The organism is Pseudomonas sp. IT-P258 (assembly GCF_949767825.1).
GTDB classification, from domain to species: domain Bacteria; phylum Pseudomonadota; class Gammaproteobacteria; order Pseudomonadales; family Pseudomonadaceae; genus Aquipseudomonas; species Aquipseudomonas monachiensis.
Window position 1 is genome coordinate 309,375 of sequence record NZ_CATKPU010000054.1, and the last position, 25,168, is coordinate 334,542.

Here is a 25,168-nt window from a genome sequence, read left to right on the forward strand (position 1 = left end):
TGGGAGCAGCGGTAGCGCGGGCGCCCCTTTAAGGAACACTGGCTGTCAAAAGATCGCAGCCTTCGGCAGCTCCTACGGGATTGGTGTACGCCCTTTAATCACGGGTGTACGCGGTCGGCGTAGGAGCTGGCGCAGCCTGCGATCTTTTGATCTTCAGCGCTGATTATCGCGATACTGGCTCGGCGACAAACTGGTCAGCGCCCGAAACTGCCGGCTGAAGGCACTGTGGTCGGTGTAACCACAGCGCAAGGCAATCTCGGTGATCGGCAACCCGGTGTGCAGTAACAACCGCGAACCTTCTTCCAGGCGCGCCTTGTGAATCATTTGCCGCGGGGTGAGCTGGAACACCCGTTTGCAGTGCCGCTCCAATTGCGCCACGGAATAGCCAGCGATGGCAGTCAGTTCGGCGAGGCTGATGGAGCGGGCGAAGTGGCGACGGATATGGGCATCCACGGCGGCGAGTTTCTGGAACGCCGGATGGTTCGACTGCGGCGATTGCAGGTCGCGGGAGATACCGGCCAGGCCGACGATTCGACCCTGTTCATCCTTCAAGGCGAGTTTGTGGGTCAGGCACCAGATCGGCTGATTGCCATAATACAAATGCAACTCCAGCTGATCGGCCAGTTCGCGACCGCTGGACAGCACTCGCCGATCCTGCTCGGTGTACAGCGGACCGAAGCGTTCCGGGAAGACCATTTCGGCGGTGCGCCCCAGCAGCTCGTCCCTGTGTTTGAAACCACAACGCCGGGCCAGGGTCTGGTTGACGAAGGCGTAGCGGGCCTCGCCGTCCTTGATGAAAAACACCACGTCCGACAGGGTATCGAGCAACGGCGCGATGGGCTGAAGGCTGTTCAGCAGCGTCGGCAGATCGCAAGGTTTAAAGGTAGTGAGCGAGGGATACATGGCGCCGGGGGTCTGAGGGTGACCCCCGGGATCATAGAGGCTCGCCAGCGTGGCCGAAAGCCCTGGCGTGGTCATCACGCTGGCGGGGTATCGTCCAGGGACATCAAGGTTTCGATCCGCGCCGGGCTGAAGGGTGGGCGCGGTGCCGAGGGCTGCCAACCAAACAAATGCTGCACAGCACCGCCACACACCCGGCCCTGGCAGGCGCCCATGCCGCAGCGACTGGCGAGTTTGGCTTCGCGCCAGTCAGAGTGACCGGTCAATGCCGCGTAGGGTACGTCTTCGCAGCGGCAAACCAGGGTGTCGGGGCGGGCCAGGGACTTGAGTCGCGGGTCGAGGGCGAACGCGCTGTTCAGCGCCTTGGCGAAACCCTGCCAGCGCGCCCGGCGCGGCCACAATTGCCTGGCGGCTTGCAGATTGCCGACCGCAGCGTGGCCGGCAATCGCACCCTCCACCAAGGCCAGTTCACTGCCGCCGAACCCTGTGCATTCGCCCGCCGCATAATGATCGGCGCGGTTGCTGGCCTGCCAGGTATCCACCGCGATAGCTTGATCTTCGATGGCGCAACCCAGTGCCTGACCCAACTGGATATTGGGAATCAACCCGAATCCACAGGCCAGCCGATCACATTCCAGTTCGACGATGTTGCCTTGTTGTTGCAGGCGCACGCCTTCCACTCGGTCGGTGCCGAGCGCCGCCAGTATGTGGGTGGCGGTGCGGTAATGGTGGTCGAACAGGCTGAACGATTGCAGCCATTTGCCGGGCCAGCGCGGCAGTTGCGCGGCGAAACCGGCGACGGCGCCAAGGCTGGCTTGTTCGGCAATGCGTTGCACTTGCGCGCCATGCTGTTTGGCGGTGGCGGCACTGGCCAGTAACAGCGGGCCGCTGCCGGCGATCACCACGCGCTCGTTCTGCACCGGCAAACCGGCCTTGATCAGCGCCTGCAAACCACCGGCACCGGTGACGCCCGGCAGGGTCCAGCCGGGGAAGGGCAGCAGCAATTCACGGGCACCGGTGCACAGAATCAGTTTGTCGTAGCTGATCAACCAGCCGTGGTCGTCATCTTCCACCAGCAGTTGTTTCGCGCCGGGGTTGGCGATCACCCGGGTACCGGCGTGATGGCGGATGTTGTTGCACGACGCCAGACGCTCGCGCAGGCGCCGGGCCTGACCGGGCACGTTGGCTTGAGGTCCGTCGCGCCAGATTTGCCCGCCCGGCAGCGGGTTATCGTCGAGCATGACAATGCGGGCGCCGCTGGGGGCAGCGGCAAGGGCGGCGCTCATCCCGGCAGGGCCAGCGCCAATGATCAACAGATCAGCGTATTCATTCATGGGCGAGTCTCCACCTGCATGCCGTCACGGCACAGGGTCTGGCAAGCCAGGCGACGCCGGCCATCGATGATCACCCGGCATTCCTGGCAAATGCCCATGCCGCACAGCGGCGCACGGCGCTGACCGCTGACCGAGGTGCGCGTGCAGCCGTCACTGGCCAACGCCAGGGCAGCGGCGACGCTGGTGCCTTCGGCGACTTTCAGGGCGTGGCCGTCCAGCAACAATTCAGGCATAGACCGGTTCTCCGAGAAAACGCTGGGGCAGATAAGGTTGTGCGGCCAGTGGCGGGGTTTCGTTGAACAGTTGCGCCACCAGTAAATCGGCGGTGCCGGGGGCGGTGGTCACGCCCAATCCTTCGTGACCGACTGCCAGCCACAAGCCTTGACGTTGTGGATGTTGGCCCACCAGCGGCAAGCCGTCGGGGCTGGCGGCGCGGAAACCGGTCCAGGCACGGATGCCATTGAGCCGGGCCAGCCCCGGCATGTACTCGGCGGCACGCTTGAGCATTTTCGCGAGCATCCAGCCTTCGACTTGCGGGTCGGTGGTGCCGAATTGCCGCGAGGCGCCGATGAACAGTTGCCCGGTGGGGCGCGGCTGGATGTTGCAGGCGGTCGACGGCCCCGTGGCGTTGTGGGCACTGGTGACGTAACCCAGTTCCACCAGCGTATGGGTGACGCTGCCGGGGTAACGGTCAGTGATCAGCAGGTGGCCTTTTTTCGGCTCGATGGGCAATTCCGGGCACAGTTCGTTGGCTTGGATACCGTTGGCCAACACCACGGCATCGGCACTCAACCAGTGACCATCATCGAGGCAGACGCGGTTGCCATCGACCGCATTGACCCGTGCCCGGCGCTGGCGGATGTTCGGTGTTTCGAGCATCCATCCGGCTGTCGCCGGGGCGTATAGAATGCCGTCGCCATTGATCAGCAAACCGCCTTCCAGTCCTTCGCTCAGTTCCGGTTCGCGCTGGCGCAGGGCACTGGCGCCGATCAGTTCGCAAGCCACGCCCTGGGCCTGCAGGTTCAGGAATTTGCTGTGGGCCACCGCCATTTCTTCGGCATTCGCCGCCAGCCACAGCGTGCCGTTGCAGCGATAGGCACAGCTGTCGGGCAGGTCCGCGCCCAGTTCGCGCCAGCGCTGCAATGAATATTGACTCAGGGCCAGTTCGGCGGGGTTGTCGTCGAGTACCAGCAAGTGGCCCATGCCGGCGGCCGTGGCGCCGTGCAGGCCGGCGTCCAGCACCAGCACCTGCAAGCCGCGACGGGCCAGCGCCTGGGCACAGGCGGCGCCGATAATGCCGGCGCCGATCACGATCACATCGGCCACCTGGCCCTCGTTCATGGACGAATGCCCCAGGCGAACGGGTCGTCCTGTTCGATGATCAGGCTCGCCTCGGCACTGATGAACGCGCGACCACGAATGGTCGGCACGATGCGCTCACCCTGCAGTTCGTAGGCCCCCTCGAACTCGCTGCCGATGACGCTGGCCTGGCGCCAGATCTGCCCCGGTTGCAACTTGTCGTCGGCCGCCAGGCATGCCAGTTTGGCACTGGTGCCGGTGCCGCAGGGCGAACGGTCATAGGCTTTTCCGGGGCAGAGCACGAAGTTGCGGCTGTCGGCGTGATCGTCATCGGCGAACAACTCGACGTGATCGATCAAACCGCCGTCTTCACCGCGAATGCCTTGGGCTTCCAGGGCTTGCTGCACAGCGAAGGTGTAAGCGGTCAGCGCTTCGAGGTTGTCGCCGGCCACCCGCAGTCCATGCTCGACGATCAGGAAAAACCAGTTGCCGCCCCAGGCGATATCACCGACCACTTGGCCGATGCCCGGCACCTGCACCGCCAGCGCCTTGCGATAACGGTAGGCCGGCACGTTGCGCACACTCACCGAATGGTCTTCGTGCAGGGTTGCCTGCACCGTGCCCACAGGCGTTTCGATGCTGTGCACACCGGGGCCGATCTTGCCCAGGTGCGCCAACGACGCCACCAGGCCGATGGTGCCGTGGCCGCACATGCCCAGATAACCGGTGTTGTTGAAGAAAATCACCCCGGCACAGGCGCCAGGGTCCACCGGCGTGCAGAGCAGGGCGCCCACCAGTACGTCGCTGCCCCGTGGTTCCAGCACACAGGCGGCGCGCCATTGGTCATGCTGTTCGGCCAGTACCTTGCGCCGTTCGGCCATGCTGCCAGTGCCCAGGTCAGGAAAGCCGGCGGTCACCAGGCGGGTCGGTTCGCCGCCGGTGTGGGAGTCGATCACTGAGATGCGTTTCATGGGAGGGCCACGTCCATTCGGTTGAGTGAACGCAAGAGTGGCCCGTGCGGCGGGGTGTCGGCTTGATGGATTTAGTCTGTGTCGATGACGAAATCGGCACAGCATCCGTCGCTGTCAGTGGCTATGGGGCAGGTGCTCGAACAGGGTCGTGCAGACGCCGGCAATGTGCTCGTCCAGAAGCTTCACCGCCAGGTCCACATCCCCGGCGCGGCAGGCCGCCAGGATCTCGCGGTGTTCGTGATCGGCCCGTTCCTTACCGGCCGACAAGCTCATCTGCATGCGTAGATAACGTTCCAGCTTGTCGTTGACCGAACGGATCAGACTCACCAGAAACGGTCGCTGCGCCGGCTCGTACAGGCAGGAATGCAACTCCCAGTTGAGCTCGGCCCAGCGCCCCACGTCGTCCTCGCCGACAAACTCCTGACAGATGCGCTCGGCACGGGCGAAGGTCTCTTCGGTCATGTTCGGAATGGCCAGGCGCAGAATCTTGTCCTCCAGCAGCATCCGCACTTCGAACATCTGCGCCAGTTCCGCATCGGAAACCCGCGTGACCATCGCCCCGCGATTGCGCTGGAACATCACCAACCCTTCGGCCTCCAGCCGCTTGAGGGCTTCGCGCACCGGGATCTTGCTGACATTGAACTGGCGGGCGATGTCGTCCTGGCGGATCGGCTCATCCTCGGCAAAATGCCCGGCGACAATCGCATCGCGCAGATGGCGGGTGATGATTTCCGAAGTCGAAGGCGTGTTACCAAGGTCGGGTGCGTTGAGTTTGGGTAAGTTCACGGCGGCGGTCATTTGGAGTGAGATAGCGTTAGGGTATACGAAATTCTTTTGCTGATCTTCCCCGGTTCGACGTCGATGCACCCAGTGTCGGTCATGCAACCCGCGACAACAAAACGGGCGCCTGTAAAGGCGCCCGTTTTCATTCAGGCCTGCGTCGCCTTCTCAGAGGCTGTCCGGATCCCCGAAGAACATTTTGACTTGGCTCTAGGGCGGTAGTTACAGCCTGAAAAAATAGAATTGTGCCCCCAGTTTTGCCCCCATTTGCACTGGGTGTGCGAGCGATCGCGAATGGCGATTTCTGAAGCGGGGCGGGGTGGACGTGACTGGTATTCAGCGCGCCTCCGTGTACTGGATCAGCAACCCAAGCTGCCTAGAGTGTCGGCGCTGATGCGATTTTGACCCAGGTTGCTGATTTTGACTGACCCACACGCTGCCTCCGAAATCACCCGCAAGGTCATCATTTCTTGAGTACTCGAGTGGGTCAATGAATTCCGGTAGCCTGCGTCAAAATCGCATCAGCGCCAACAAGCAGAGGTCTGTCTGCAGCGCCTGCGTAGTCTGCGAGGACTGGGGGGGCTATGTGCGCGAGCAGAAATGCTACGGGTAGCTAGTTTCAGTTCTGGCACACCTCCATCGCGCTCACAATACTCTCCGCCATATCGCGCCAGCACGCTTTCTCTGAAATTTGCCTGGCTAGGCCGAACAACTGATGCCTGGGTGCGAAGCCTCCGCCTATCAGCCTGTAGCAGCTCAAGCTCTACCGTCGGTGAGTTTATTGGTGAGAATGCCGCGTCCTCGATCTCCAGCGGCAGGGTATTGGTGAGCTCCCGCACCAGTTCGTGAAAGGGCATTGCCCGGTAGGAAGGTTTGGTCGACGATTCGCTCTTTAGGGCGCGAAGGATGGCCTGCGTTTCCGCCGCGGCCTCAAGCGACGAAAAGCTGACGGGCAGTTGCGGGTCACTTAGCTGACTGGCTACGTGTCATATTCAGCACCACCACCGCCACGCGTCCCTGCGTGGCAGCCTTGCTACGCTCGACCAGCATCATCTTCAGCTGCTCCGGGGAGCTGGGGGGCGGGCTTCCGTCTGCTGGACGGCGAGGTTTTTTGGAGTGCTCGCCAAACCACAGCACAAGGTAGATGCCCAGGCCCGAGCCACTGTGGAAGCTGACATAGCCGTCATCGAGCTGCTGGTCGGCCGCGTTCCAGAGTTGCCCGTTCCAGGCACGCTTGATTTCGATGGGCAGTGTGATACCCATGGTTTCGCACATGATGTCCACGCGTTTTTGGTCGACCACGTGTCTTTCGGGATCGAATCGGATACCTGCCGTTGCATGTTCGAACATACCGATCAAACGATCTCGGCAACGTCCTTCTAGTTGTGGTGTCTCGCCGTCGTCCATGTAAAACAGCTTCCAAGAGCTGAGCTCGTCATTCTTGATCCGGCGCTGTACATCTTCCAGTTGTTCGAGAATGAAGGCCAGCAAATCGGCCCCGGTGCGCGGTGGTCCGTCACACTTAATTGCCAGCAACATCTCCAACGTGAGTTGCTGGTATGCTAGTTCTTGGCCGTTCTGGCGTTGCAGGGTGCGGCGTTCACACAGGTAATCGGTGTAACTGTCACGGGAGGCTTCGCACAGTAGGTCCATGGCCGAGTGTGCTTCGTTGGTTTGCTGCTCGCTTAGTTGGAAGATTAGGTGTTGCAGGTATTCACTTGGCGGTTTCGACCAGTCTTCATCGATCAGGTTGCCCTTGAGCCAGCCGATCATGGGATACCAGCCCCGGAATCTTTCGATGATCCAGATGGTGGCGGCCACATCGGGAGTGAGCATATGAAACTCACTAAGTGCCAGCAGCAGTTCAGGGTTCACGGGTGTGCAGTCGAGTAGCGCCGACTTTTCCTCGAAGTTCACGATGAGTTGCGCGGCTTCAATGAACAGCGGCATGGTGCGAAATTTTCCGGGGCCCCAATGCCGCAGAGCTCGGGGGACTGTGTCTGGCTCATTGAGGGCCAGATGCTTCAAGCACCAGCTCTGCGAGGTTTCGGGCAGGTCCGGTCGGCACTCCAGCCAGTCGCTTGCCAGTTTCGTCAGGATTTTCTCGGTTTGCTTATAGGGCTCCGGGTTATCTGGATAAAGCTGCGGGATGAGCTCGCCGATAAGCAGGCAGGGTTCGAACCAGAGCTGTATGGCCTCCATCAGAAGGCTGCGTTCGCCTAGCGTCTGGTACACCAGCGTTTCCAGCGTGTCAGGTGCCGTGAAGGGGAGATGTTTGAGCGAAAGAAAGATGGCGAACAGCGCTTCGGTCGTTAAGCATTCCAAAGACTTTCGGGTGCGTACGTGCTCGATTGCCGCAGCCAGGATGATCTCTGCGGAAAGCTCTGCCAACGCCACTTCCTGGTCGTTGCGTTCGTACCGGCTGAATCGGGCGAAGTACTGGCTTATCGCTTCAACCGATAGGCGTGTTTGAATGTTTTGTAGGTAGTTTTCGAAACCTTGGAAAACTGCGGCTGCCAATTCGTCACCTGCCCACTGCACGACAGCGCCATTTCCGGCCCCTGCATCAAGGCTATGGCGAGATACGCGCAGGTAGGCTTGCGCCGGTATCATCAGGTACTGGTGATCACCTTTGCTTATGGAGGCCATTGCTGCCTTGTGCTCATTCAGCCGGGCAACGGCGTCGTGACGGTCCTGTTCCGCGCGGGTCTGGTTTTCGCTCCGTTGTCGTTCCCAATTCGCTTGACGGCTGAAGTCCAGTTCAATGTTGCCTGCCCACGCCAGCCTTTGCGGGTGGCTGCCGGCAAACCGCAGCGCGGCGGCGCGAATTTGTACACCGTGCTCGTTGTCGTGATGCATTAGGCTTACAAGAGCCTTCCAGCGCTCGTCCTCTAGATCGTCGGCGTCTAGCCTCGTCAGCATCTCGATCGCGTCGTTTTCCGAGCAGTCAAGACCGATCTCTTGCAGCCGCTCATGTCGTTGGTCAAGGCTCTCGCCATTTGTGCGGTCGAACAGCACATGTTGTTGAACGGCGCGGCGAAAGGCGTGGTCTGCGGCCAGACGCTCAGTAATGGTGGGGTCCAGCATTGGGTAGAGCGGAATTGAGCAGAGGAAGCTGAACGCTCGCCAGGCTTGAGCCGGAGAGAGCGTATTGTCCGTCATCGCCGCTAAGGTCAGCGCAGTAAGCAGTTCGCGAAACTCGTCAACCTGCCGAGTATAGAACTCGGTACAGGACAGCCCTACGGGAGCCTGGTCGATCAGGCAATTCAACAGTGGCGTGCGTCGCGACGCCGGGAAGTCGGACTTGAGAAGGGCGAACTTGTCCCACAGCTCACCGAAGCGGTCGTTCTGGTCTGAGCAGCCGATGATCAGGCCGGCAAGTAGTTCATTTTCGACACCGACGAAATCGACCAGGCAAGAAAGGTCGAAGGCTAGCCTGACGGAGTCCGGGTCGGCACATGCATGCATGACGCGGATGCACTCAAGGGACTCATCGCCTGACAAGAGGGTAAGCAGTGCTTGAACTGCTGCTCGGCGAGCGCCATACACATCCGTGCTGTCGAGCATGACGGCCAATAACCGCTTCTTGAACGGCTCGAGCTTCGCCGAAGCCTCCAGCGATTCGAGAACAAGCAGGCGCAGATGCACTGGCTTGCTTCGATCCGTGCCGATGTCTACCAGCTTGCCCAGCAGGCCTCTGCTAGCCAGTTCAACGGCGGCGCTGGGGCGCCACCAGGAAAGTGCCATTGGGTTACTCGAATAGCACTCTTCCAATCGATTGAGTAACAGGGTAATGGAGCCTGGATCAAGCCCGGCCAAGTCCGCGTTCTCGATGACGCCTGCTGGGTCCATGCATATCACTCTTTGGGCCAGTTTCGGGCTCATGCACAGCCATGCGTGCATGCCGCGCAGGCCAGAGGGCACGATGCCATGCTGATGGAACATCGCAAGCAACCGGCGCTGGCTTCTGCGAGGCAGCGGTTCGTGTACCAGCCAGTGAGCGGCCAGGTATTCGGCGATGCTGCGGTGGATGCATTCGAAGCGATTGGCATCCAGCGCCCTGAACAGGCGGGTGCCCAGCAAGTCTTCGACCCGATCGGCGTTTGGCAGTCGCTTCAGTGCGATGATGGAGACATCGGTCGATCGGGCAGGTTGTGATTGGCGTGAAATAGCTGTGTGGCCTGTCAGCAGAAGTGCCGCGCAGACTGCGCCGGCCAACTCGAAGGCGTCATTGATGGCGAACGCGTTTTTTGTCTTCAGGTCATTATGTTCGCTCACCAGTTGTTCCACGGCGTGTCGGAACAGTTCGGAGCGACTGTGGGGAAGTTTGCCATGTGCGGTGCTTTCGGCAATCAGTTTCAGCGTGTGTGGATTGCCAAGCCAGTGGGTGAGGCCGACGCGCTCGAGGTGTGACTGAAGCGTGATGACCTGCTCGGAGGGAAGGTATGCACGCAAGAGTGCCTTGATACATTCATCACCGAGTGGTTGCAGGCGCAGCACTGTGGGTTCTTGGCCGTAGGCGGCCTGGATCCAGCGTGCATGCTTTGTGTGCGACCAATCAGAGGCACGGCAGGACATAATGAAGGGCGGGCGGCTGCTTCTCTTCAATTCCTGCAACACCGCCTTCAGCGTACTATCGACGTCAGCGGCTGTCGTTTCGTCGAGCGCATCTATCAGCATGACTGCCGAAGCAGGGTTGTCAACCAGATCGATCTCGTCGGCTCGCACGATGTGCCAACCTGGTTGTGTAGCTAGTTGTGCGAGCAAGCGGCTTTTCCCCATCCCGGCCTCGCCCAATACCACGATCGGGGCTTGATGTGGGTCAAGCTCACTATCACGAAGGGGGCCGTGGCGCCCATGTTGGTGCACCAGGGTACGCGGGATGAAAGGAAGTTCCTTTTCCATAGCCTGTTTCTTCAGCCAAAAAAATTCCGTGTAGGTTAACCCGCACGCCGACGTCGATGAAGTAGCGGCGTAACCGTCGCAGGAAAACTCGCCATCATCACCAGTGCCGGCTCCGGTATCGGTCGCGCTACGGCGAAACTGTCCGCCGAGAAGGGCGAGTGTCTGGTGCTCAACGCTCGGCGCCGGCCCGAGGTACAAGCAGTGGTCGACCAGCTTATGTCGTGAGCAAGGCCGGGCTGTCCCAGTGATCACTACCGAATGCGGCGAGCGGGGAATCCGCGCCAATGCCATGCTGCCCGGCGGTACCTATCCGCCAAAGGCCCGGGTCCAGATCGCGGTACTATGTGCCCCCCCCGACGCTTATCTCGGCCCGAGGAGATTGCCCGGGCGGCTCTGTTCCTCGCGAACGTGCTCAGTTTCGTGAGCGTGATGGTCACCTTATGAAACGGGCACGTAGGCTATTGCCTGTCTTTCCTATAGGGTTCCTTTGAGTTTCCCATGGAGTCTTGCGATGTAGCTTTCCCTGTTTTCTGTCATCGTCGGCGGCAGCGCGGGTTGTGTGCTGCACTGGCTGCTCGGCTTGCGCCTGAACGGCCTTTTCCCGGGCATGCCACTGTGCATCCTGTTGGTCAACCTAGTCGGTGGCTTCATCATCGGCGGTGCGATGGCGCTGTTCTTCCGCTGGCCGAACCTCTACCAGCGCAATGCTTCAACATATTGCCCCATCTTGGGATGCCGACGCGCAGCGTACAGATACCGCGGCGCTGGCTTTTAGAAAATGGAGGAGTTGCCATGGTTGAGTCACTTTCTCGCGGCGAAATCGAAGGCAGACTCGCTGAACTGCAGGCGCGCATCGGCGTCACGCTGGCCTCCTTTGACGCGAGATCGGCCACGTGCTGCCTGCTGGACACGCTGCGGGCCGTCGAGGAACTAATCAACCTGCACACCGTTGACTGGGAGGATGAGTTCGAACAGCAGCTTTTCGGGTTCCCCGTCATGCGGAGCGCTGAGGACTTGCTTTTACTCACGCGTATCCGCAAGCGTTTGGCTACGCGATTGGAGCAACCCCTCGTCGAGAGACTTACTTTGTTGATCGTCCAGGGATCAGACATCGGTGTGGCTTTTAAGCGTCATGGCGTCATTGAGGCGGCGAGTGGCTTTCAGACTTTGGCGGCAATGATTGGCTACCTACAGTCCCGGCGACGACATTTGGTAGGATTACTGCACTTCATTCCTGCGGCGTGCCGAGGAACGAAGTCTATCAGGCGAGAGGATGCGCTTAACGTTTTCCTGCCTATTGTGGAGTTCAGCGGAGCTCCGATGATGGGGGCTCAATATGCTCTGATGGTAAAGCTTGCACAGGAACGACTGGGCATCCCGGATGATGCCAACGCCGAGACGGCCATGTTGAATGGACTATTCCTAGAGCCAGAGCGCGCTCCAATTTTCGAGATGCCCAACTCGCCAGAGGGTTGGCAGATACTGGAGGCCATGGAGCAGGTCCGGGCCGATCGACTATTTTCGGCCGCAGAGCTGAGAAACGACATTCTCCTCTGTGAAGCGGTCTACGCCGAGTTTGACCTAACAAGTACCGAGTTCGCCGTCGCCGCGTCATTGATACGTCGCCTGTCCAAGGAATTTATAGAGGACGACTACTGGATTCGCATCTCCCCCGAGGATCTGACGTTGATCACCGTGCAGGAAGGAACTTCGCCGCTGCTCGCGGCGGCGTTAACCTGCGGTGCCGACACTTATATGGAATGCTTGTCGACCTACGCGCCGCTGGTGCTGTCTGGCGACCACTATTTATCTACCGTTACGCTGCTGAGCCGCTTTGCCTACAACTGGCGGGCGCAAGTACTTGATCGCCAGAAACGGTATCAGATTAGGGCAGGCTTCATCTTTGAGGATGTGGTCAAGGCAGCGCTGGAAGCCCAAGGCTTCATCGTCCAGGATATTGTGCGTATCAGTCGGCAGGAGTTTGACGTAGTGTCGTTACGCGATGGCATTATCTGGAATGTCCAGTGCAAGAACAACTTCGTCGATCTCAAGCGCATCGACTCGGATGCGGTCGCCTTTGCCCGCTACAACCGCGGACTCGTGCGAGCATATGAGAGGGCCTTGATGAAGGAGCGAAATCGCGAGCACCTTCTGAAGATGAAACTGGACGTCGAGCCCGTGCAGCACATGCTGGTCTCGCGCTTTCCGGTAGTGACGGACAACCCGCGTATCGTTGTCTTCAGCCGCATCGCCGAGTTCACGGTGCGGGCCGATGGGGTCTTGGCAGCCTCTGAAGGTGAGTCCGCCCATGTCTGAAGACTGTTGGCGGTGATGCAGAATTGTCCTCCCTGCTGGGGCAAGACTGCCCCAACATGGATAGGTAGATACCCAGCACAGGCGGCCGTAGCCTTGAACGTTGCTCGGGTCAGCGTTTTTTCGGCGGATGGGTCAATTCTTCTTCAGCGCCTACAGAGCAACACCACCCTGGCGGCGAGAGGATTGCGCGAATAGCCGATGAGACGGCGCACTCTTCACATTACGAATGCCCGTCCCATGTCGGATTTACTTACTCATAGCTTGGTAGTGCTCCGCGTACCCACACTCTTCAAAAATCAACCTCAGACCATCTTTGAATACATCATGATCAAATTCCTTTATGTCAAAAATATTTTGACCCAAGGAATGTGACTCGCGGTTCATGTACCTGTAGAACGTCGTGAATTTATCAGTCGACAGGGCTGGCTTTTGGAAGACGTTATTAAAATCCTTTTTTTGAACAAAATTGAAGAAATATTCGATAATGTTCCGCATGCAGTTAGCAATCAGCGCAGGCGGTGAGGCCTGGTCCTTTATGATTGACCAATAGGACTGGTAGTCATTCTGGATTTCCTCATACTTCATTGGAACTACAGAGCTTCCGTTTGTATTTTTGAAAATTCTGAATAGCTGCTGTGTCTCCGCGCGTTTCTCTTTATTAGTGTGGGTCAGCTCGTAGAAGAAATACAGACTATGGGTGAGAACAAATACCTGCGCATAGAGTTTGTCGTTAATGAAATATTTCTTGATCAGCTGTCCAATGTTGAACACGTAGAGGTGAGAAAGGCTGGAAATGGGATCATCAATCACAACCACTTTCGACTGAGGCACCGCAGTGGCCGTCTTCTGCCCTTTGCAAAGCTCCATGAAGTATAGAAAACTAATGACGGTTTTCTCACCCTCGCTCAGCGAGTGAAATGCATTCGCTTGATCGGTAGTCCTGGAAACTCGGTAGAAATTTTCACCGTACGGCACCACAGAAAATCCATCGATGCCTATCTCTACAAGCCCAGCGTTGATGTTCTCAATTGACTCTTCGATGTTGACCGTTTGCTTCCTGAGAGCAGCAAGCTTGCCGTAAGAGGCTGTGACATCAGTATTTATTTTGGTGGCTTCCTGGCTTATCTCGCTAGCCTCATCTTTGAGATCTGAAGCTGATTGAGAGTAGGCAGAAATTGTTTGATCGTAATCCCAGCGCATCAACGTCCAAAAGCGCGATCTTATGTCATCTCGAGTTTTCTTTTTATTCGCCAACTTGTTGTTATGTGTCTCAATCAGCTCATTCAGGCCGTCGATCAAACTGTTGATCACGTCGACGGCGGACTGAGTATCGGTGAGGGCAACAGGCGTGCTCGGGCTTTTGATCTTGTTGCCAATGTGCAAAATATTTTCGCGAATTGACGCTTTCAAAACCTCACAGGCAATGCTCCAAGCTTCCACAAGCTCTTTGCTGGCAAGCGGGGAATTTGAAATATCTTGTAGATTCAGGCTGGAGGTTAGCGTCTCGTAGCGGGTCTTGATTGACTCCAGCTGCTTAATATCTTGCTCGTAGGCTTCGTCGAAGACTTGGCGGATGGAATAGATGAAATTTTTAGTGATCGTTTCTCGCTGGCAGAAAGGGCAGGCTTGAGGATCCTTATCATCTGAAATGAACTGGAGCCCTTGCTTCACCCAGTCAGAATTGCGAGCTTTATTGATGAACTCTGCAACTGAACCTTCTTGACTACCTACAATGATTTTCGACCAGAGGGAGTCCCCTTCAATGGTCAGCCAGCCAGCCGAAAGGGTTGAGATTTTCGTGAATGGAGCTGCACCCTCGCCTTCAATGGACGACGCCTCAGTCTTCAGATCATCTACGGTGTAGCTGGGTGCATTTTCCGGCAGAGGTAGTCCAATAATATGCTGGAAAAGAAGTTCTGTTCTTTTGAGACTTTCCAGGCAAAACTCCAGAACGCGATCCCCTCCTGAGAAATTCGTCTTGATTTCCCAGACTTTTCCACTTGCTTTGGTCTTTTCCTGATCGAGTTTGCCGGCGTTTTCAGTGGCCAGTTTTGAGTTCTCTTGCTGAGCGCTCAAATGCTTCGCCAGCTCTTTTGTTTCGGCTTCGATTTGCTGGAGTGCAAACTTGTTCTCTTTCGAGAGGGTGAAAATTCCTTTTAAATTGTCCTCTTCGTAAAAGTAGTCGTTAAGGAAGCTTTGATTGTACACCAAAATTTCACATGGCTGACTGGTTTTCAAACTGCATTTAGTAAAACGAGGTTCGGTATGATTGTACAGAAACTCGGAGATGGTGCTCTTACCTGCACCATTTAGCCCGTAGATGAGAGACGTCTTGTTGGTGGGCGAGAGAGTAGACCTGGATTTGTAACTGGCGACGCCATCTATATTCAATTCCGTGATCACAACCTGACTCCTAAGTGTTAAGTGGCTTGGCGCCATCTCTGTTGGCGAGAAGGAGCATAGGCGAGCCAGGAGCTGCCTACCACACCGACTTTAGGCTACTTCCTGAAATCCATCGCTGGCCTGGCTGCTCTGGTCTATTTAGATGTCAAGGTTGAAGTATTCGGTCCTTAATTCGAAATATCGTTTTACAGTCGGGAATCTTCGACTGTGAGGGCTTTGAAACCGTGTACCTTTGGGGGGCATTTAGAATGGTTGCTCCGCCGGATCAAATCTCCTTTGAACCGGCGAAAGCATTTGCCAGGCCTACCAGCGCTGGGCGAGGGCAGGGCGAAGGTTCGACAAGGCAGGTGGCAGCTCCTGATGACAGACCATGCCGAGGTAAGTCGCTGCCCGGGTGGCACCTACATACAGGAATCGCTGGAACAGAGTAGGTTTCGCTTCGACGAGCTCATCCAACCCGATGAAGAACACGGCTTCGAACTCGAGCCCCTTGATGTGCTGGACATCAAACACCCGGATATCGGACTGGTTACCCAAAGACTGGCCATCGACACAAGGAACCGCGAACAGACTCCTGCTCTCTAGTTTTTTGGTGAGCGCTTCGGCAACGGGTCTCACGTGCGCCTCGGATGCGACCAGGACGGCAATCGTAGGCACCGGCTCATTTTTGGAGCGGATCTGATCTTCGATCTCGAAGATCCTGTCGGCGACCCAGGTGACGACGTCTTCACCCCGGAGGTTTTCCCCTAGCACCGGCGGTACACCTTCGTGAGAGGAGTGCTCCGGCAGGCTGCCTACTGCTTCAGTGTCTCCATCCATGTGCTCGAGCAGTTTGATGGCAAAGCTGTTCAATAGGCGACTCTGCCGATACACCGTGTTGATTCGCTGAGGCTTGAGGCGAGGGGAAATCCACTCAAGCTGATCGAGGTGTTTGAGGCCAACCCCTGTGATCCGTTGGTTGAAATCTCCGCAGGCGAAGAACGATTCAATAGCAGGGTCAGTCAGGCTCTCCATGCAAGCAAGCTGGAGGAGCGAGAAGTCCGTGGCTTCGTCTACTAGGACTTGCTGCAGGAATTGGCTCGAGATCCTGGCAAGCTCGGTGAAGCGAGGTTCGTCTATATGCCGCTTCACAAAATCCTGGCGGATGAGTTCGCGAGCGGATCGAAGCATGAGGAGAAGAATGGCGTCGAGCTCTGTCTCATCAATGTGGGAAGCGTGCTCTGGCCGCTCATAGCGGTACCGATCAAGCGTTACGCTGTCGCGACGGAACGCTCTGTAGCTTGCCGGGACATCAAGTATGTACCGTTTCCAGGCGTCCCTGAAGCGCCGCAGCGCGTTCTGGAAGCACATCTCTCGCCCAAGCGTTTCAAGCCATTCATCTGAGGGGACTCGATCTCCAAGCCAGTCTCGTAATTGAGCTGCACGGCTTGTCTTGCCTAGATTGCTGTTACGATAGCGAGTGCGCGCATAGGCCTGAAGGAACTTTCGGTAAGCCGCGAATGCTTTGAGCTCTGCGCTGTGCGACGGCGTAGCAGTACCATCGTCAGCAGTATCGTCATCAAATTCGGCACCTTCCTCGTCCTCATCATCATTTTGGCCAAGGCTATCAAGGAAGGTGGCCATTTCTGCGAAGACGACTTTGTTCCGGTTGTGAAGGAGGTTGCCTTGCTTCTTGATCAGATCGTCTGTGGTTGAGCGACTGGCTTTGAGCATAGGATCAATCCGCGTCTCGAGATTGTTCCACTCGGCATACGCGCTCAGCAATCCTTCTGGTCGAAGTCCATCTGACATTGCAAACAGCTTGTGCACCACTGCGTCTACTAGGTTCGGGGCAGAATCCCGCAGCAAAATTGCTCCTTCCTTCAGAGAGGAGAGGAGGCGGCTTTGGTGTAGAGCTTTAAAATCGGCAAACCACTGGCGCGGATCATCGTTGATGTCCACCGGGGCGAATTGATGATCTTCCTTGAGAATGCATGTGCCACTGTTGCCCGTCTTGAGGATGCCAAATGTAGACCTTGCCAGTTCATGTCGGCGCTTGCTCCAGGTCTTGATATGCTCGTCCGAAGCCGGCACGTTTTCACGGTTGAAGGCCTCTTTGACGTAATGCTTTAAGAGGTCTGACGGCGTGAACATCATCCAGCGTGAGCGCTTAGACTGGGGGCCCAGCAAGAGGCGCTCGTCCTGGCTAAGCGCCTCCCAGTCGAGCTTCTGGCCGAGACGTTTAATCAGGGTGGTTGTTTTGCCTGTCCCCGGTGGGCCAAGGATGATTAGCTGGTGGTCTACTGAAAGGCGGAAAATTTCGTCCTGAAATTTGTCAAGAATCGCTTGGTCTCGAAGAGCCATAGCGTTTCGGATCTCGTGACGCACACCTTCGCGGATCTTCTCAGTTTCGGACGTGCCGGCGAGCATGGCGAAAAACGAATTGCTGTCGTCGGGCTGTATAACCTTGCGAAGAGACGGGATCGTCTGAGGTGCTGAGCTTTCTTGGCGCCAAATGCTGTCGATTGAGTCCCAGAGCTCAGCGCTTTTCTGAGGCTTTAACTCGAGTTTGTCCAAGACCCGGTAGCTGACTTTTTTACCCGCGATCTCTACATCAACGTCCTCACCTGCGCCGTGGGCAGCCAAGCGACCGAACGGAGAGCGGTAACCAGCTAGCTTGCCGTTATTGAGGACGAATCCTCCTGTGGTGCGGCAGATGTAGTAGGTCTCAACCTGGCCTTTCTCGTTTTCCACCACGATCCGCGAGACAGCTGGCTCTCGGATGAGGCTAACCAGTGATTTGGTCACATCGTCAGAGATGGATGCGATCTGCTCAACGGCAGCGGCACCGGTGAAGGTATTCACAAATGCTAAGGCATCAGAGGCTTCGCGACTCCCCGATGTGAGCTGTTTGGAAGCAATTTGTTCGATCTGGTGAAACGAGTCTAAAGCGTCGTTGGCAAGATCCAACGCATCATTGGCACTCATTGAAGCACTCCCTGTTTCAAATGTTCATGACTTCGTCTGCCAGACATGCATGTGCGTAGATTCATGTACTCATGGCGATGTTCATCGGCTGCCCCAGATCCTAAATCCTGATGGCTTTTGTTGCTAGCAGATTGCTATGAATCTGGTATTGTCCGGGCATTGTCGCCTTTCGCGACTCGCCGGCACAGGAGACGCCAGCTTGGGAACTCTGCAGAAATCGTCGCCCTTTCTATCTAGATTTGCGACGCCTAGAACAGGAGAGGACCGTATCCCGGGCTTCTATTCCCCGGAGCTCCAGATGTGGGCCGTTGAGGCTCCTGATGGAGTAGTTCCAATCATCGCTGACGGGGCCCTGAATGAGCTGATGACCAAGACCAAGGTCAACGCTGAGCAGGATGACGAGGCGTGCTGGCAGGTTGAGCTGTTGACCAAAACCTACCAGAGAGTCGAAAGCGATGACGACGATCCCAGTCCTTACCGAGGCCAATCGGCTGATTCAGGCTCCCCGCGTCGATTCGACTCGAGCAATCACCTGCTGCAGCTGGTTACCAAAACCGATGCGACGACTGAGCGCGATGATCAATGCAGTGCCAATCACATCCTGGAGCTGATCACCAAGACTAATGTCGAGCTGGAGCGGGACGACAATGGTGATCCAACCTTTGGGCTAGATGCTCGTTACTACTCGGACTGAACTGGAAACGCTTCATGTTGCTGTTGGTTACAAATTGTCGTGACATCACAATGGACTACGTGGTTGCTGAGCTCCGTCGACGTGGCCAGCCTTTTTTCCGGCTGAATACCGAACAGTTGCCCCAAGCGTTGTGCTCGATGGCAGGGTTTCCCCGGGACGCGTGGTCTATTTCGCTAGACGGGGTAGTAGTCCGCGGGGCAGCGATAACAGGAGCTTATTTCCGTAGGCCGGGAGCTCCAGTTGTACCGGACACGGCAACGGATCCTGGAGAGCGGGCCTACATCGAAGCGGAGTGGAGTAGCTTCCTCAAAAGCCTTTACTCCCGTTTAGAAGGCCGGTGGCTGAACTCTCCCACCAAGATCTTCATGGCTGAGGACAAGCCGATGCAGCTCCTTCTCGCGCAGGAGATCGGCTTCCATGTACCACAGGCATTTGTGACGAACGACATCTTATGCGCTAGGGCTATCTCTGCTCTTGGCCAGGCCATTGGCAAGCCTCTTCGACAAGCGGTGTTAGCAGGCGAAACGGAGCGAGTCATCTTCACCTCTCGACTCGCTGAGATTGAGGATGAACAGGCGGAGGCCATCAGGCTGAGTCCTTTCATTGTGCAATCAGAGATCTTGAAGCAATACGATGTCCGAGTGACCGTCGTGGGCGAGCGGGTTTTTGTGACCGCGATCTGGTCACAAGATAACGAGGAAACGATAACTGACTGGCGCAAGGGTAGTCGTCCTGATCTTCGCCACGAAAAGATTGTTCTTGATCGACGCGTTGAACGTCAGTGCGTGAAGCTCGTCCAGCGCCTAGGCCTTCGTTACGGGGCGATCGATTTGGTTTGCGATCAATCGGGCAAATTGTGGTTCTTGGAGATAAACCCGAATGGGCAGTGGGCCTGGATCGAGAATCTCACGGGTTACCCAATCGCTGCTGCAATCGTAGACGAGCTGACGGTGAACGCCATTGCTCAAACTTAAAGACTGGCTTCATTGGGTATGGCCGACCCTCATCCCGTTGTCGCCTGGTCAGCAGGCTGAAGATGTGGAATGGAAGCAGGGTATTGCTGCGTCTGTTCAGGCGGGGGATTGGTCGACAGACAGCGACGTGGTGCTGGACGAATCACGCCGTCTTTTCGATGCAGAGGTTGACCGCCGGAAGGGAGCTGACGCGAAAGCCGGTATCTACCTAGCCGCCATTACGGCGCTGATACCCGTCCTAGTCTCACTGCTGCCCACTCTGTGGAGCGACAAGTCGAGCAAATGGCTAGGCTGCATTGGTCTCGTCCTGTTCGGATTGGCAGTGGCCTTTCTGCTACGCGCAGGGGCGTGGGCATTCAGAACGTTGAAAGTCGCAGGGTTCGCTCAGCTTGGCCCAGGAGAGCTAGCCAATACCTGGAAAGAAAGCTCGCCTAAAGCGGGCTTAGCCAAACAGCTCGCCCGCGCCGTTCTGCATAACTACTCGCTGGTCAACGAAAAAGTGACCGGCATCAAAATGACCTATGAGTATCTGCTTCGGGCCTTTTTGACCTTCACTATTCTCCTTGTGCTTCAGGTGATGTGGCCGTTTGGCGCGTGGGTAGTCGAGAAGAGCGCCAGGTTGATCGAGGCTCCCGTCCCAGCTCCATTGATCATGTGCTACTCATGACGGTACGAATCCGAACGATCTATCCCTGAATATGCTACGTATCCAGTACTTTTGAGATGTTTGAGCATGCATTTGAGGCGGTGCTATGGGCGGAGTCAAGAGAATGATGGAAGAGGACATGGAGCGAGGTTTCTCGCGAGTCGAGGACACGTTCGTGTGCTTACACTGCGTCGAAGATGACGGCCTCAAAGCTTTCATCAAGGATAATTCGGTGAGAGGAACCTGCAGCTATTGCGATGGAAGCCGACGCGTCGCGGACATGAATGACGTGATTGAGCACGTTTTCAATAGCCTCTCAATAGAGTGGGGCGAAGCTACGAATGAGGGGCTCGCTTACGAAACCCGTGAAGGAGGCTGGCAGGGCCGCGTATGCGGCACTTGGGAGCTTCTCTATTATCACGGCCCCGAGTGTGCGGAAGAAGTGTTCGACACTATCGCCGGATCCATACACGACGTGGCGTGGTGCGAGAGAGATCCGTATTCGTTACCCATAGATCGAACGCTGGTCTACGGATGGCAGAGCTTCAGTCATTTCATCATTCACACAGCACGATTCGTGTTTTACAAAGCTGTGAACACCTCATATGCGGCTGATCAGCACGATGAGATGAACCCGGTCGAAATTCTTGAAACGCTGGGGAGCGTCGCGAAAAAGCTCGACCTAATTGATACAGTGCCTACAGGGCAGTCGATCTTCCGCGTTCGCATCGTCGATCCTGAGGTTCACCTCAGCCGAGCTAGTGAGCTTGGGCCGCCACCAGCCGCGCATGCGAACATGCCGAACCGGATGAGCCCCGTGGGAATCCCTATGTTCTACGGGGCGTTCGATCAAGACACCGCAATTCGTGAAACCTACGATCCTGCTGAGGAAGCCCTTAAGAAGGCAGCCACCGGCGAGTTTTCGCCTATCAGGGATCTGCGGGTGGTTGATCTGTCCCGCTCGTTTTATGTGCCGAGCCTTTTCGATCCTGAACTGCAAACGCTAAGGCCATACTTCAGCTTCATGCGTGACTTCGTCGAGGATTTCACCAAACCGATCGAGCGAAGCGATCGAGCTCACGCGGACTATGTCCCGACCCAGGTGGTGACTGAGTATTTCAGGCACGTCTACCGTACCGATGACGATCATCAAATTGATGGGATCATCTACCCGAGCTCGAAGACTGGGAACAAGGCGATCGTTATTTTTGCTGATGATTCAGGCTGTATCGACGCTGGGGATACGTCTAGTGATCGAACGCTGTTGCGGCTCGACAGAGCATTCGACGTTGACCTGGCCGACTTCGCGGCAGGCGAAGATGACGATGAGATCTTCTGACTATCTGCAGATGCCCTGGGGAAGCAGGGCATCTGTTGAGTGGCTTGGGATTACCCCTGGGAATCGCCAGTCTTTATAAGCCTCAACGGAGAAGCAGGCACCTTGAGCATGAACTGGTTCTCGACCATCTGGCTGGTCAGTCCAGCCCCTGCGAGAACCCGGCTCCAAGTCGAAAAATCCAGGAGATCGATTGCTCGTTGCACAAGCAGGGGAGACTCCATTGGGATGAGCTCGTCGAACTCCTCGTGCTTAGTAAACCCTTTCCGAGCGAGATAAGTGAAGCCGCTCTTGGCTTGGTCAGCGGTGAGAAGATCCAAAGCCCGTGCACGATAAATCAGCGCCTTGAAACTGACCTTCCAGCGAAGCTTCAAGTCTTTCAGCGCTGGCCAGTTGAGATACTTACCTCGCATTGCTGGGAACTCAGCCGCGAAGCTAGCCCTTGGCATGAGTAAAGCGCTGGCGAACTGATTGGCTTGCTCTTCCGTTTCCCGGCAGCCGGTTTCCACCCCTTGATGCATCACAAGATGACCGAGCTCGTGGGCCAGATCGAAGCGCTGCCGTCCAGGGTTCACCTTTGAGGTATTCCGGACGATCAATGGACGTTTGTTGAACAATGAAAAGGCGTCAACGCGATCGTCCGCGTCCGCCAGGTTGACGACGAGCACCCCAATTTTTTCCGCAAGCTTGGTAACGCTCGAAAGTGGGCCCAAACCTATTCCTTGCTCTCTCCTAAAACGCTCGGCCACCTGTTCAATTTTTCCGGCACCTGTGACTGGCTCCTCGATGGCATGGAAATCGACGGAGGGAAAAGCTACCTCCTTGTCCAGCTCATCAACGAGAAGCTCGAAGATCTCCACTTGGGCTGCGATTGTTTTCTTGAGCGTTTGGGTCGAGGCTCGCACGCTACGAAAGTGGCATTGTTCAAGCTCAACACCACTTTTGCGCGGAACGAAGAAGAAGCTCTCCTTGACGTTCAGGATTCCGCATAGCTGCTTCAACTGTCCAGGATTGGGAAGTGAGTTGATCTCAAGCTTGTGTGCGTATTGTCTGGTCACGCCAAGGAGCTCGCCGATTTCAGCAAGGGATCGCCCCGAGGCGCACCTTGCAAGGCGGAGCTTGTCGGGTGAGAACTCATCACCCAGAGGCAGAAGGCCTGTTGTGTCATTCATCTTTCAAGTCAGCGTCTTTCGTTTCTTTCTGCGCAGCGTCCTTATCGCGACGAACTGGCAGAGAATCATCAATTTCAACAATAGGGGAAAGCTCGGTGACGCGGACAGAAACCAGAGGTTCGTAGTTATGTGTCCACTTGCTAACGACATTTCGGTTGGTGTCGAAGCCCAGGACAGACACGGTGAGAGTCGGGCCATCTGGATTTCGATCGCTGTCTACGTACAGCCGCCACGTTACGTTCCCGTCAGTAGCCGGCCCTAGAAGGCTGTCGTGGTAAAGCTCAACGACGTTCTTCTCCACTCGATAGCCTTTTTTGCGAGTGTCGGGATCATCCGTGACCACCTGCATCAAAACCCCATCAATGCTGACCGTGAAATCCAGCGTGTTGTTGACGAGCTTGAACCAAGGGAGGTCAGCCTGGAGATGTAAACGCTTGAAGCGGCCATGAATGCGACCGTAAGGGAAGATCCCTCGAGTCCAGTTAGTGTCATCGTCAGTGGAGGTAGCCTCGAGTGCTTTGTAAGCAGCATCCAATAGGTTGTTGCAGACGACATCAAGGTGAGCGCGGCTGAGCTTCGGCTCAAGCTCGCTTGGATGCTGGTAATCAGGCATGCATTTCTCCGAAAAGCGTGCAAATAATCTGTAGTGTCAACCGGGATTTTTGTGCATAATTCTGAGAATGTCAACCTCTGGCATAGTGGTCAGAGTGATCAGTAGCCATGCTAACAAGGCGTGCGCTTTGGCTGCTCAAACTCATGCGAGCTTGGCGAATCTTGGGGTGATTGGGGGTTTTATGAACGTTTTCATCAGCTCTGTCGTTCGAAACTTTGAGAGCTATCGGGCGGCAGCCAAGAAAGCTGTCACGCTGCTGGGGCATGTGCCAGTGATGTGCGAGGATTTTGGGGCGCGGCCTTATTCCTCTCAAGAAGCTTGCATGACTGAGGTCGAGCAGGCAGATGTGGTGGTGCTGGTGCTAGGTGCAGATTTCGGATTCAGAACTGCATCTGGGGAGTCAGTGACACAGCAAGAGTTCCGGCGCGCTCGTGCTGCAGACAAGCCCATCCTCGCGTTCCTGCACGATGTGGACGTGGAGGGGCCCCAGCAGGAGTTTCGCTGGGAAGTATCGGATTATGTCGACGGCCTTTTCCGCGCGACATTCGCCAATGAGCAGGAGCTTTCGGATGGTATCGTCCGGGCATTAAACCAGCTGAATACGAACCGAAGTGCAGTTAGTGAGGAGGAATTTGAGAAACAACTTCAGATTCGGAACGCCAACGGTCGGTGGGGTGGCAGAGACCACGAAACACGGATCGAGCTGGCCTTCCTCCCTCAGCCTGCTAGCCCTAGCAGTCTGCGTGCCATCCACGCGGAGCATGAATCGTATTTCTTGAAGTTTTGCCAAGCTGGACTCAGCACGGTCAAAGCCGGCTATGTGGACTTCGACAGGGATGAGCTTACTGGAATTGATGCTCCAGGCTTGATCTGGCGGCATCACGATCGTGGACTGTCCTGGTTGTCGATGACCTTGGCAAACCCAGTCCGCACGTCTAACCACTTTGACGGGTACTACATATCGCCAACACAAGTGAGACGCTTGGCAGAGGCTGCGCATGAGATTCTTTGCCAGGGCCGAGGAGGGTGGTTTCAACTGTCTCTCTATGGCGTTTCATACAAGGTATTTGCTGAGCCGCCTGCGGTTGCCACCAGCAGTTTCACTATGTCGCACCGGTCGGAGCAAGAGGTGGAGGAACGCCGGCTGCTCGTCCCAGCTACCCCTGCGACTTATGGGCGATGGCTTGATGACGTGATGTTCAAGTTCAAGCGTAAACTGTCGTCATAGCCTGTCTTTGCGCCTGGCATAGGGCTACCAGGCGCGCCTCGCGTACTTAGCTGGAAGAAATATGAAGGATCATCCCGCTCTCAGCCACCTCTTCAAGTTTGAAGAAACGACCAGCCACCTTGAGGGCGGGGAAAACAACACAAGCGGCGTAGGGGTCACTGTATTGAGTGGATATTCCTTGGACGTCGAACACTATCTGGCCGGGTGGAAAGCCTAGGTTTTGGGCACGCGTCAGGTTGTGAAGTGCTCCCTCCCTCTCTCCATTTGCCTCTGCAACCTCAATCACTTTCAGGCGGAGAGTGTCCACGTCGTCGTCAATCACTTCGGTGAAAAACTGCTGCCTGCGATGCTTTCCGAAGCCGAATCCTGCTGAGTTGGCAGAGCCAATACGATTGAGCGCGATGCATGCAACGGTAACCAGTTCCATACCACTTCCTTGGTTTGCCTACGGTACTCATTTCATAGATGAAAAATGGTTGGAACGCCAGGAAGCTCAAGAGGTTAAGCGGAACCTTCCAATTTCTTGGCGAGCCCGCCGAACTGCTGTGCGGGCTCCACGTACCTCAACGCCGATTTCAGATCGCCCCAACCTATGAATGATTGCTATTCAGTTAGTACTTGTTGGTCGTT

At 56.6% G+C, this 25,168-nt stretch carries 18 protein-coding genes; 6 read left to right on the top strand and 12 right to left on the bottom strand.

All coding sequences use genetic code 11. The features are described 5' to 3' along the window. Window positions 1–153: 153 nt before the first annotated feature. The 7 genes from ACM6G4_RS19975 to ACM6G4_RS20005 all read right to left on the bottom strand — a co-directional run bounded on the left by ACM6G4_RS19975 (window position 154) and on the right by ACM6G4_RS20005 (window position 10,387). A complete protein-coding gene (locus ACM6G4_RS19975; RefSeq protein WP_056724741.1) occupies window positions 154–903 on the bottom strand; it encodes an AraC family transcriptional regulator in 750 nt (249 codons plus the stop codon). Window positions 904–977: 74 nt separating this feature from the next. Then, window positions 978–2,234 (bottom strand): FAD-dependent oxidoreductase, encoded by a 1,257-nt coding sequence (locus tag ACM6G4_RS19980; RefSeq protein ID WP_414914444.1) that lies wholly within the window; start codon window positions 2,232–2,234, stop codon window positions 978–980. After that, window positions 2,231–2,467 carry a 2Fe-2S iron-sulfur cluster-binding protein gene (locus ACM6G4_RS19985; protein ID WP_056724745.1) on the bottom strand — a complete coding sequence of 79 codons (237 nt, stop codon included), beginning with the start codon at window positions 2,465–2,467 and terminating at the stop codon, window positions 2,231–2,233. The genes ACM6G4_RS19980 and ACM6G4_RS19985 overlap by 4 nt, the downstream gene beginning before the upstream one ends. Further along, on the bottom strand, window positions 2,460–3,575 hold the full coding sequence (locus ACM6G4_RS19990) for an NAD(P)/FAD-dependent oxidoreductase (protein WP_409079027.1): 1,116 nt from the start codon (window positions 3,573–3,575) through the stop codon (window positions 2,460–2,462). The genes ACM6G4_RS19985 and ACM6G4_RS19990 overlap by 8 nt, the downstream gene beginning before the upstream one ends. Next, entirely contained in the window at window positions 3,572–4,504 is a 933-nt protein-coding gene (locus tag ACM6G4_RS19995; RefSeq protein WP_056724749.1) for a 4-hydroxyproline epimerase, read from the bottom strand. The genes ACM6G4_RS19990 and ACM6G4_RS19995 overlap by 4 nt, the downstream gene beginning before the upstream one ends. A gap of 114 nt (window positions 4,505–4,618) precedes the next feature. After that, window positions 4,619–5,290, bottom strand: coding sequence for a GntR family transcriptional regulator (locus ACM6G4_RS20000; RefSeq protein WP_236709744.1), 672 nt, complete (start codon window positions 5,288–5,290; stop codon window positions 4,619–4,621). Window positions 5,291–6,247: 957 nt separating this feature from the next. Then, a complete protein-coding gene (locus ACM6G4_RS20005; protein ID WP_414914445.1) occupies window positions 6,248–10,387 on the bottom strand; it encodes an NACHT domain-containing protein in 4,140 nt (1,379 codons plus the stop codon). A 594-nt stretch (window positions 10,388–10,981) separates the two neighbouring features. Here ACM6G4_RS20005 and ACM6G4_RS20010 point away from each other — a divergent pair. After that, a complete protein-coding gene (locus tag ACM6G4_RS20010) occupies window positions 10,982–12,505 on the top strand; it encodes a hypothetical protein (protein WP_414914446.1) in 1,524 nt (507 codons plus the stop codon). 246 nt (window positions 12,506–12,751) lie between these two features. Here ACM6G4_RS20010 and ACM6G4_RS20015 read toward each other — a convergent pair whose 3' ends face one another. Then, window positions 12,752–14,908, bottom strand: coding sequence for an AAA family ATPase (locus ACM6G4_RS20015; protein WP_414914447.1), 2,157 nt, complete (start codon window positions 14,906–14,908; stop codon window positions 12,752–12,754). Between the two features lie 303 nt (window positions 14,909–15,211). Then, window positions 15,212–17,875: an ATP-binding domain-containing protein gene (locus ACM6G4_RS20020; RefSeq protein WP_414914448.1), complete on the bottom strand. Its 2,664-nt coding sequence runs from the start codon at window positions 17,873–17,875 to the stop codon at window positions 15,212–15,214. 364 nt (window positions 17,876–18,239) lie between these two features. Between ACM6G4_RS20020 and ACM6G4_RS20025 the strand changes: the two genes are divergently transcribed. The 4 genes from ACM6G4_RS20025 (at window position 18,240) to ACM6G4_RS20040 (ending at window position 21,528) form a co-directional block, all read left to right on the top strand. After that, a complete protein-coding gene (locus ACM6G4_RS20025; protein ID WP_102880073.1) occupies window positions 18,240–18,569 on the top strand; it encodes a hypothetical protein in 330 nt (109 codons plus the stop codon). Between the two features lie 14 nt (window positions 18,570–18,583). After that, on the top strand, window positions 18,584–19,543 hold the full coding sequence (locus tag ACM6G4_RS20030; RefSeq protein ID WP_414914449.1) for a hypothetical protein: 960 nt from the start codon (window positions 18,584–18,586) through the stop codon (window positions 19,541–19,543). Continuing rightward, the gene (locus tag ACM6G4_RS20035; RefSeq protein WP_414914450.1) at window positions 19,530–20,210 is read left to right on the top strand and encodes a hypothetical protein; all 681 of its coding nucleotides are present in this window, start codon (window positions 19,530–19,532) and stop codon (window positions 20,208–20,210) included. The genes ACM6G4_RS20030 and ACM6G4_RS20035 overlap by 14 nt, the downstream gene beginning before the upstream one ends. A 103-nt stretch (window positions 20,211–20,313) precedes the next feature. Beyond that, complete coding sequence (locus ACM6G4_RS20040; protein WP_414914451.1) at window positions 20,314–21,528, top strand: HEPN-associated N-terminal domain-containing protein; 1,215 nt, start codon at window positions 20,314–20,316, stop codon at window positions 21,526–21,528. Between the two features lie 50 nt (window positions 21,529–21,578). On the opposite strand, the gene ACM6G4_RS20045 is transcribed toward ACM6G4_RS20040, so the two are convergent. Together ACM6G4_RS20045 and ACM6G4_RS20050 are read right to left on the bottom strand one after the other, a co-directional pair. Next, the gene (locus tag ACM6G4_RS20045; RefSeq protein ID WP_414914452.1) at window positions 21,579–22,697 is read right to left on the bottom strand and encodes an XRE family transcriptional regulator; all 1,119 of its coding nucleotides are present in this window, start codon (window positions 22,695–22,697) and stop codon (window positions 21,579–21,581) included. Beyond that, window positions 22,690–23,310, bottom strand: a complete 621-nt coding sequence (locus ACM6G4_RS20050) for a hypothetical protein (RefSeq protein ID WP_414914453.1) — start codon at window positions 23,308–23,310, stop codon at window positions 22,690–22,692. Before ACM6G4_RS20050 ends, ACM6G4_RS20045 begins: the two co-directional genes overlap by 8 nt. A gap of 181 nt (window positions 23,311–23,491) precedes the next feature. Between ACM6G4_RS20050 and ACM6G4_RS20055 the strand changes: the two genes are divergently transcribed. After that, a complete protein-coding gene (locus ACM6G4_RS20055) occupies window positions 23,492–24,538 on the top strand; it encodes a DUF4062 domain-containing protein (RefSeq protein ID WP_414914454.1) in 1,047 nt (348 codons plus the stop codon). A 46-nt stretch (window positions 24,539–24,584) separates the two neighbouring features. On the opposite strand, the gene ACM6G4_RS20060 is transcribed toward ACM6G4_RS20055, so the two are convergent. Continuing rightward, on the bottom strand, window positions 24,585–24,965 hold the full coding sequence (locus ACM6G4_RS20060; RefSeq protein WP_414914455.1) for a hypothetical protein: 381 nt from the start codon (window positions 24,963–24,965) through the stop codon (window positions 24,585–24,587). Between the last annotated feature and the right edge of the window lie 203 nt (window positions 24,966–25,168).

Coding starts and splice junctions, on each gene's coding strand:
- ACM6G4_RS19985 (WP_056724745.1), bottom strand. CDS start 2,467: ATGCCTGAATTGTTGCTGGACGGCCACGCCCTGAAAGTCGCCGAAGGC.
- ACM6G4_RS20030 (WP_414914449.1), top strand. CDS start 18,584: ATGTTGCTGTTGGTTACAAATTGTCGTGACATCACAATGGACTACGTG.
- ACM6G4_RS19975 (WP_056724741.1), bottom strand. CDS start 903: ATGTATCCCTCGCTCACTACCTTTAAACCTTGCGATCTGCCGACGCTG.
- ACM6G4_RS20045 (WP_414914452.1), bottom strand. CDS start 22,697: ATGAATGACACAACAGGCCTTCTGCCTCTGGGTGATGAGTTCTCACCC.
- ACM6G4_RS20025 (WP_102880073.1), top strand. CDS start 18,240: ATGACCAAGACCAAGGTCAACGCTGAGCAGGATGACGAGGCGTGCTGG.
- ACM6G4_RS20020 (WP_414914448.1), bottom strand. CDS start 17,875: ATGAGTGCCAATGATGCGTTGGATCTTGCCAACGACGCTTTAGACTCG.
- ACM6G4_RS20010 (WP_414914446.1), top strand. CDS start 10,982: ATGGTTGAGTCACTTTCTCGCGGCGAAATCGAAGGCAGACTCGCTGAA.
- ACM6G4_RS19990 (WP_409079027.1), bottom strand. CDS start 3,575: ATGAACGAGGGCCAGGTGGCCGATGTGATCGTGATCGGCGCCGGCATT.
- ACM6G4_RS20055 (WP_414914454.1), top strand. CDS start 23,492: ATGAACGTTTTCATCAGCTCTGTCGTTCGAAACTTTGAGAGCTATCGG.
- ACM6G4_RS19980 (WP_414914444.1), bottom strand. CDS start 2,234: ATGAATGAATACGCTGATCTGTTGATCATTGGCGCTGGCCCTGCCGGG.
- ACM6G4_RS20050 (WP_414914453.1), bottom strand. CDS start 23,310: ATGCCTGATTACCAGCATCCAAGCGAGCTTGAGCCGAAGCTCAGCCGC.
- ACM6G4_RS20040 (WP_414914451.1), top strand. CDS start 20,314: ATGATGGAAGAGGACATGGAGCGAGGTTTCTCGCGAGTCGAGGACACG.
- ACM6G4_RS20060 (WP_414914455.1), bottom strand. CDS start 24,965: ATGGAACTGGTTACCGTTGCATGCATCGCGCTCAATCGTATTGGCTCT.
- ACM6G4_RS19995 (WP_056724749.1), bottom strand. CDS start 4,504: ATGAAACGCATCTCAGTGATCGACTCCCACACCGGCGGCGAACCGACC.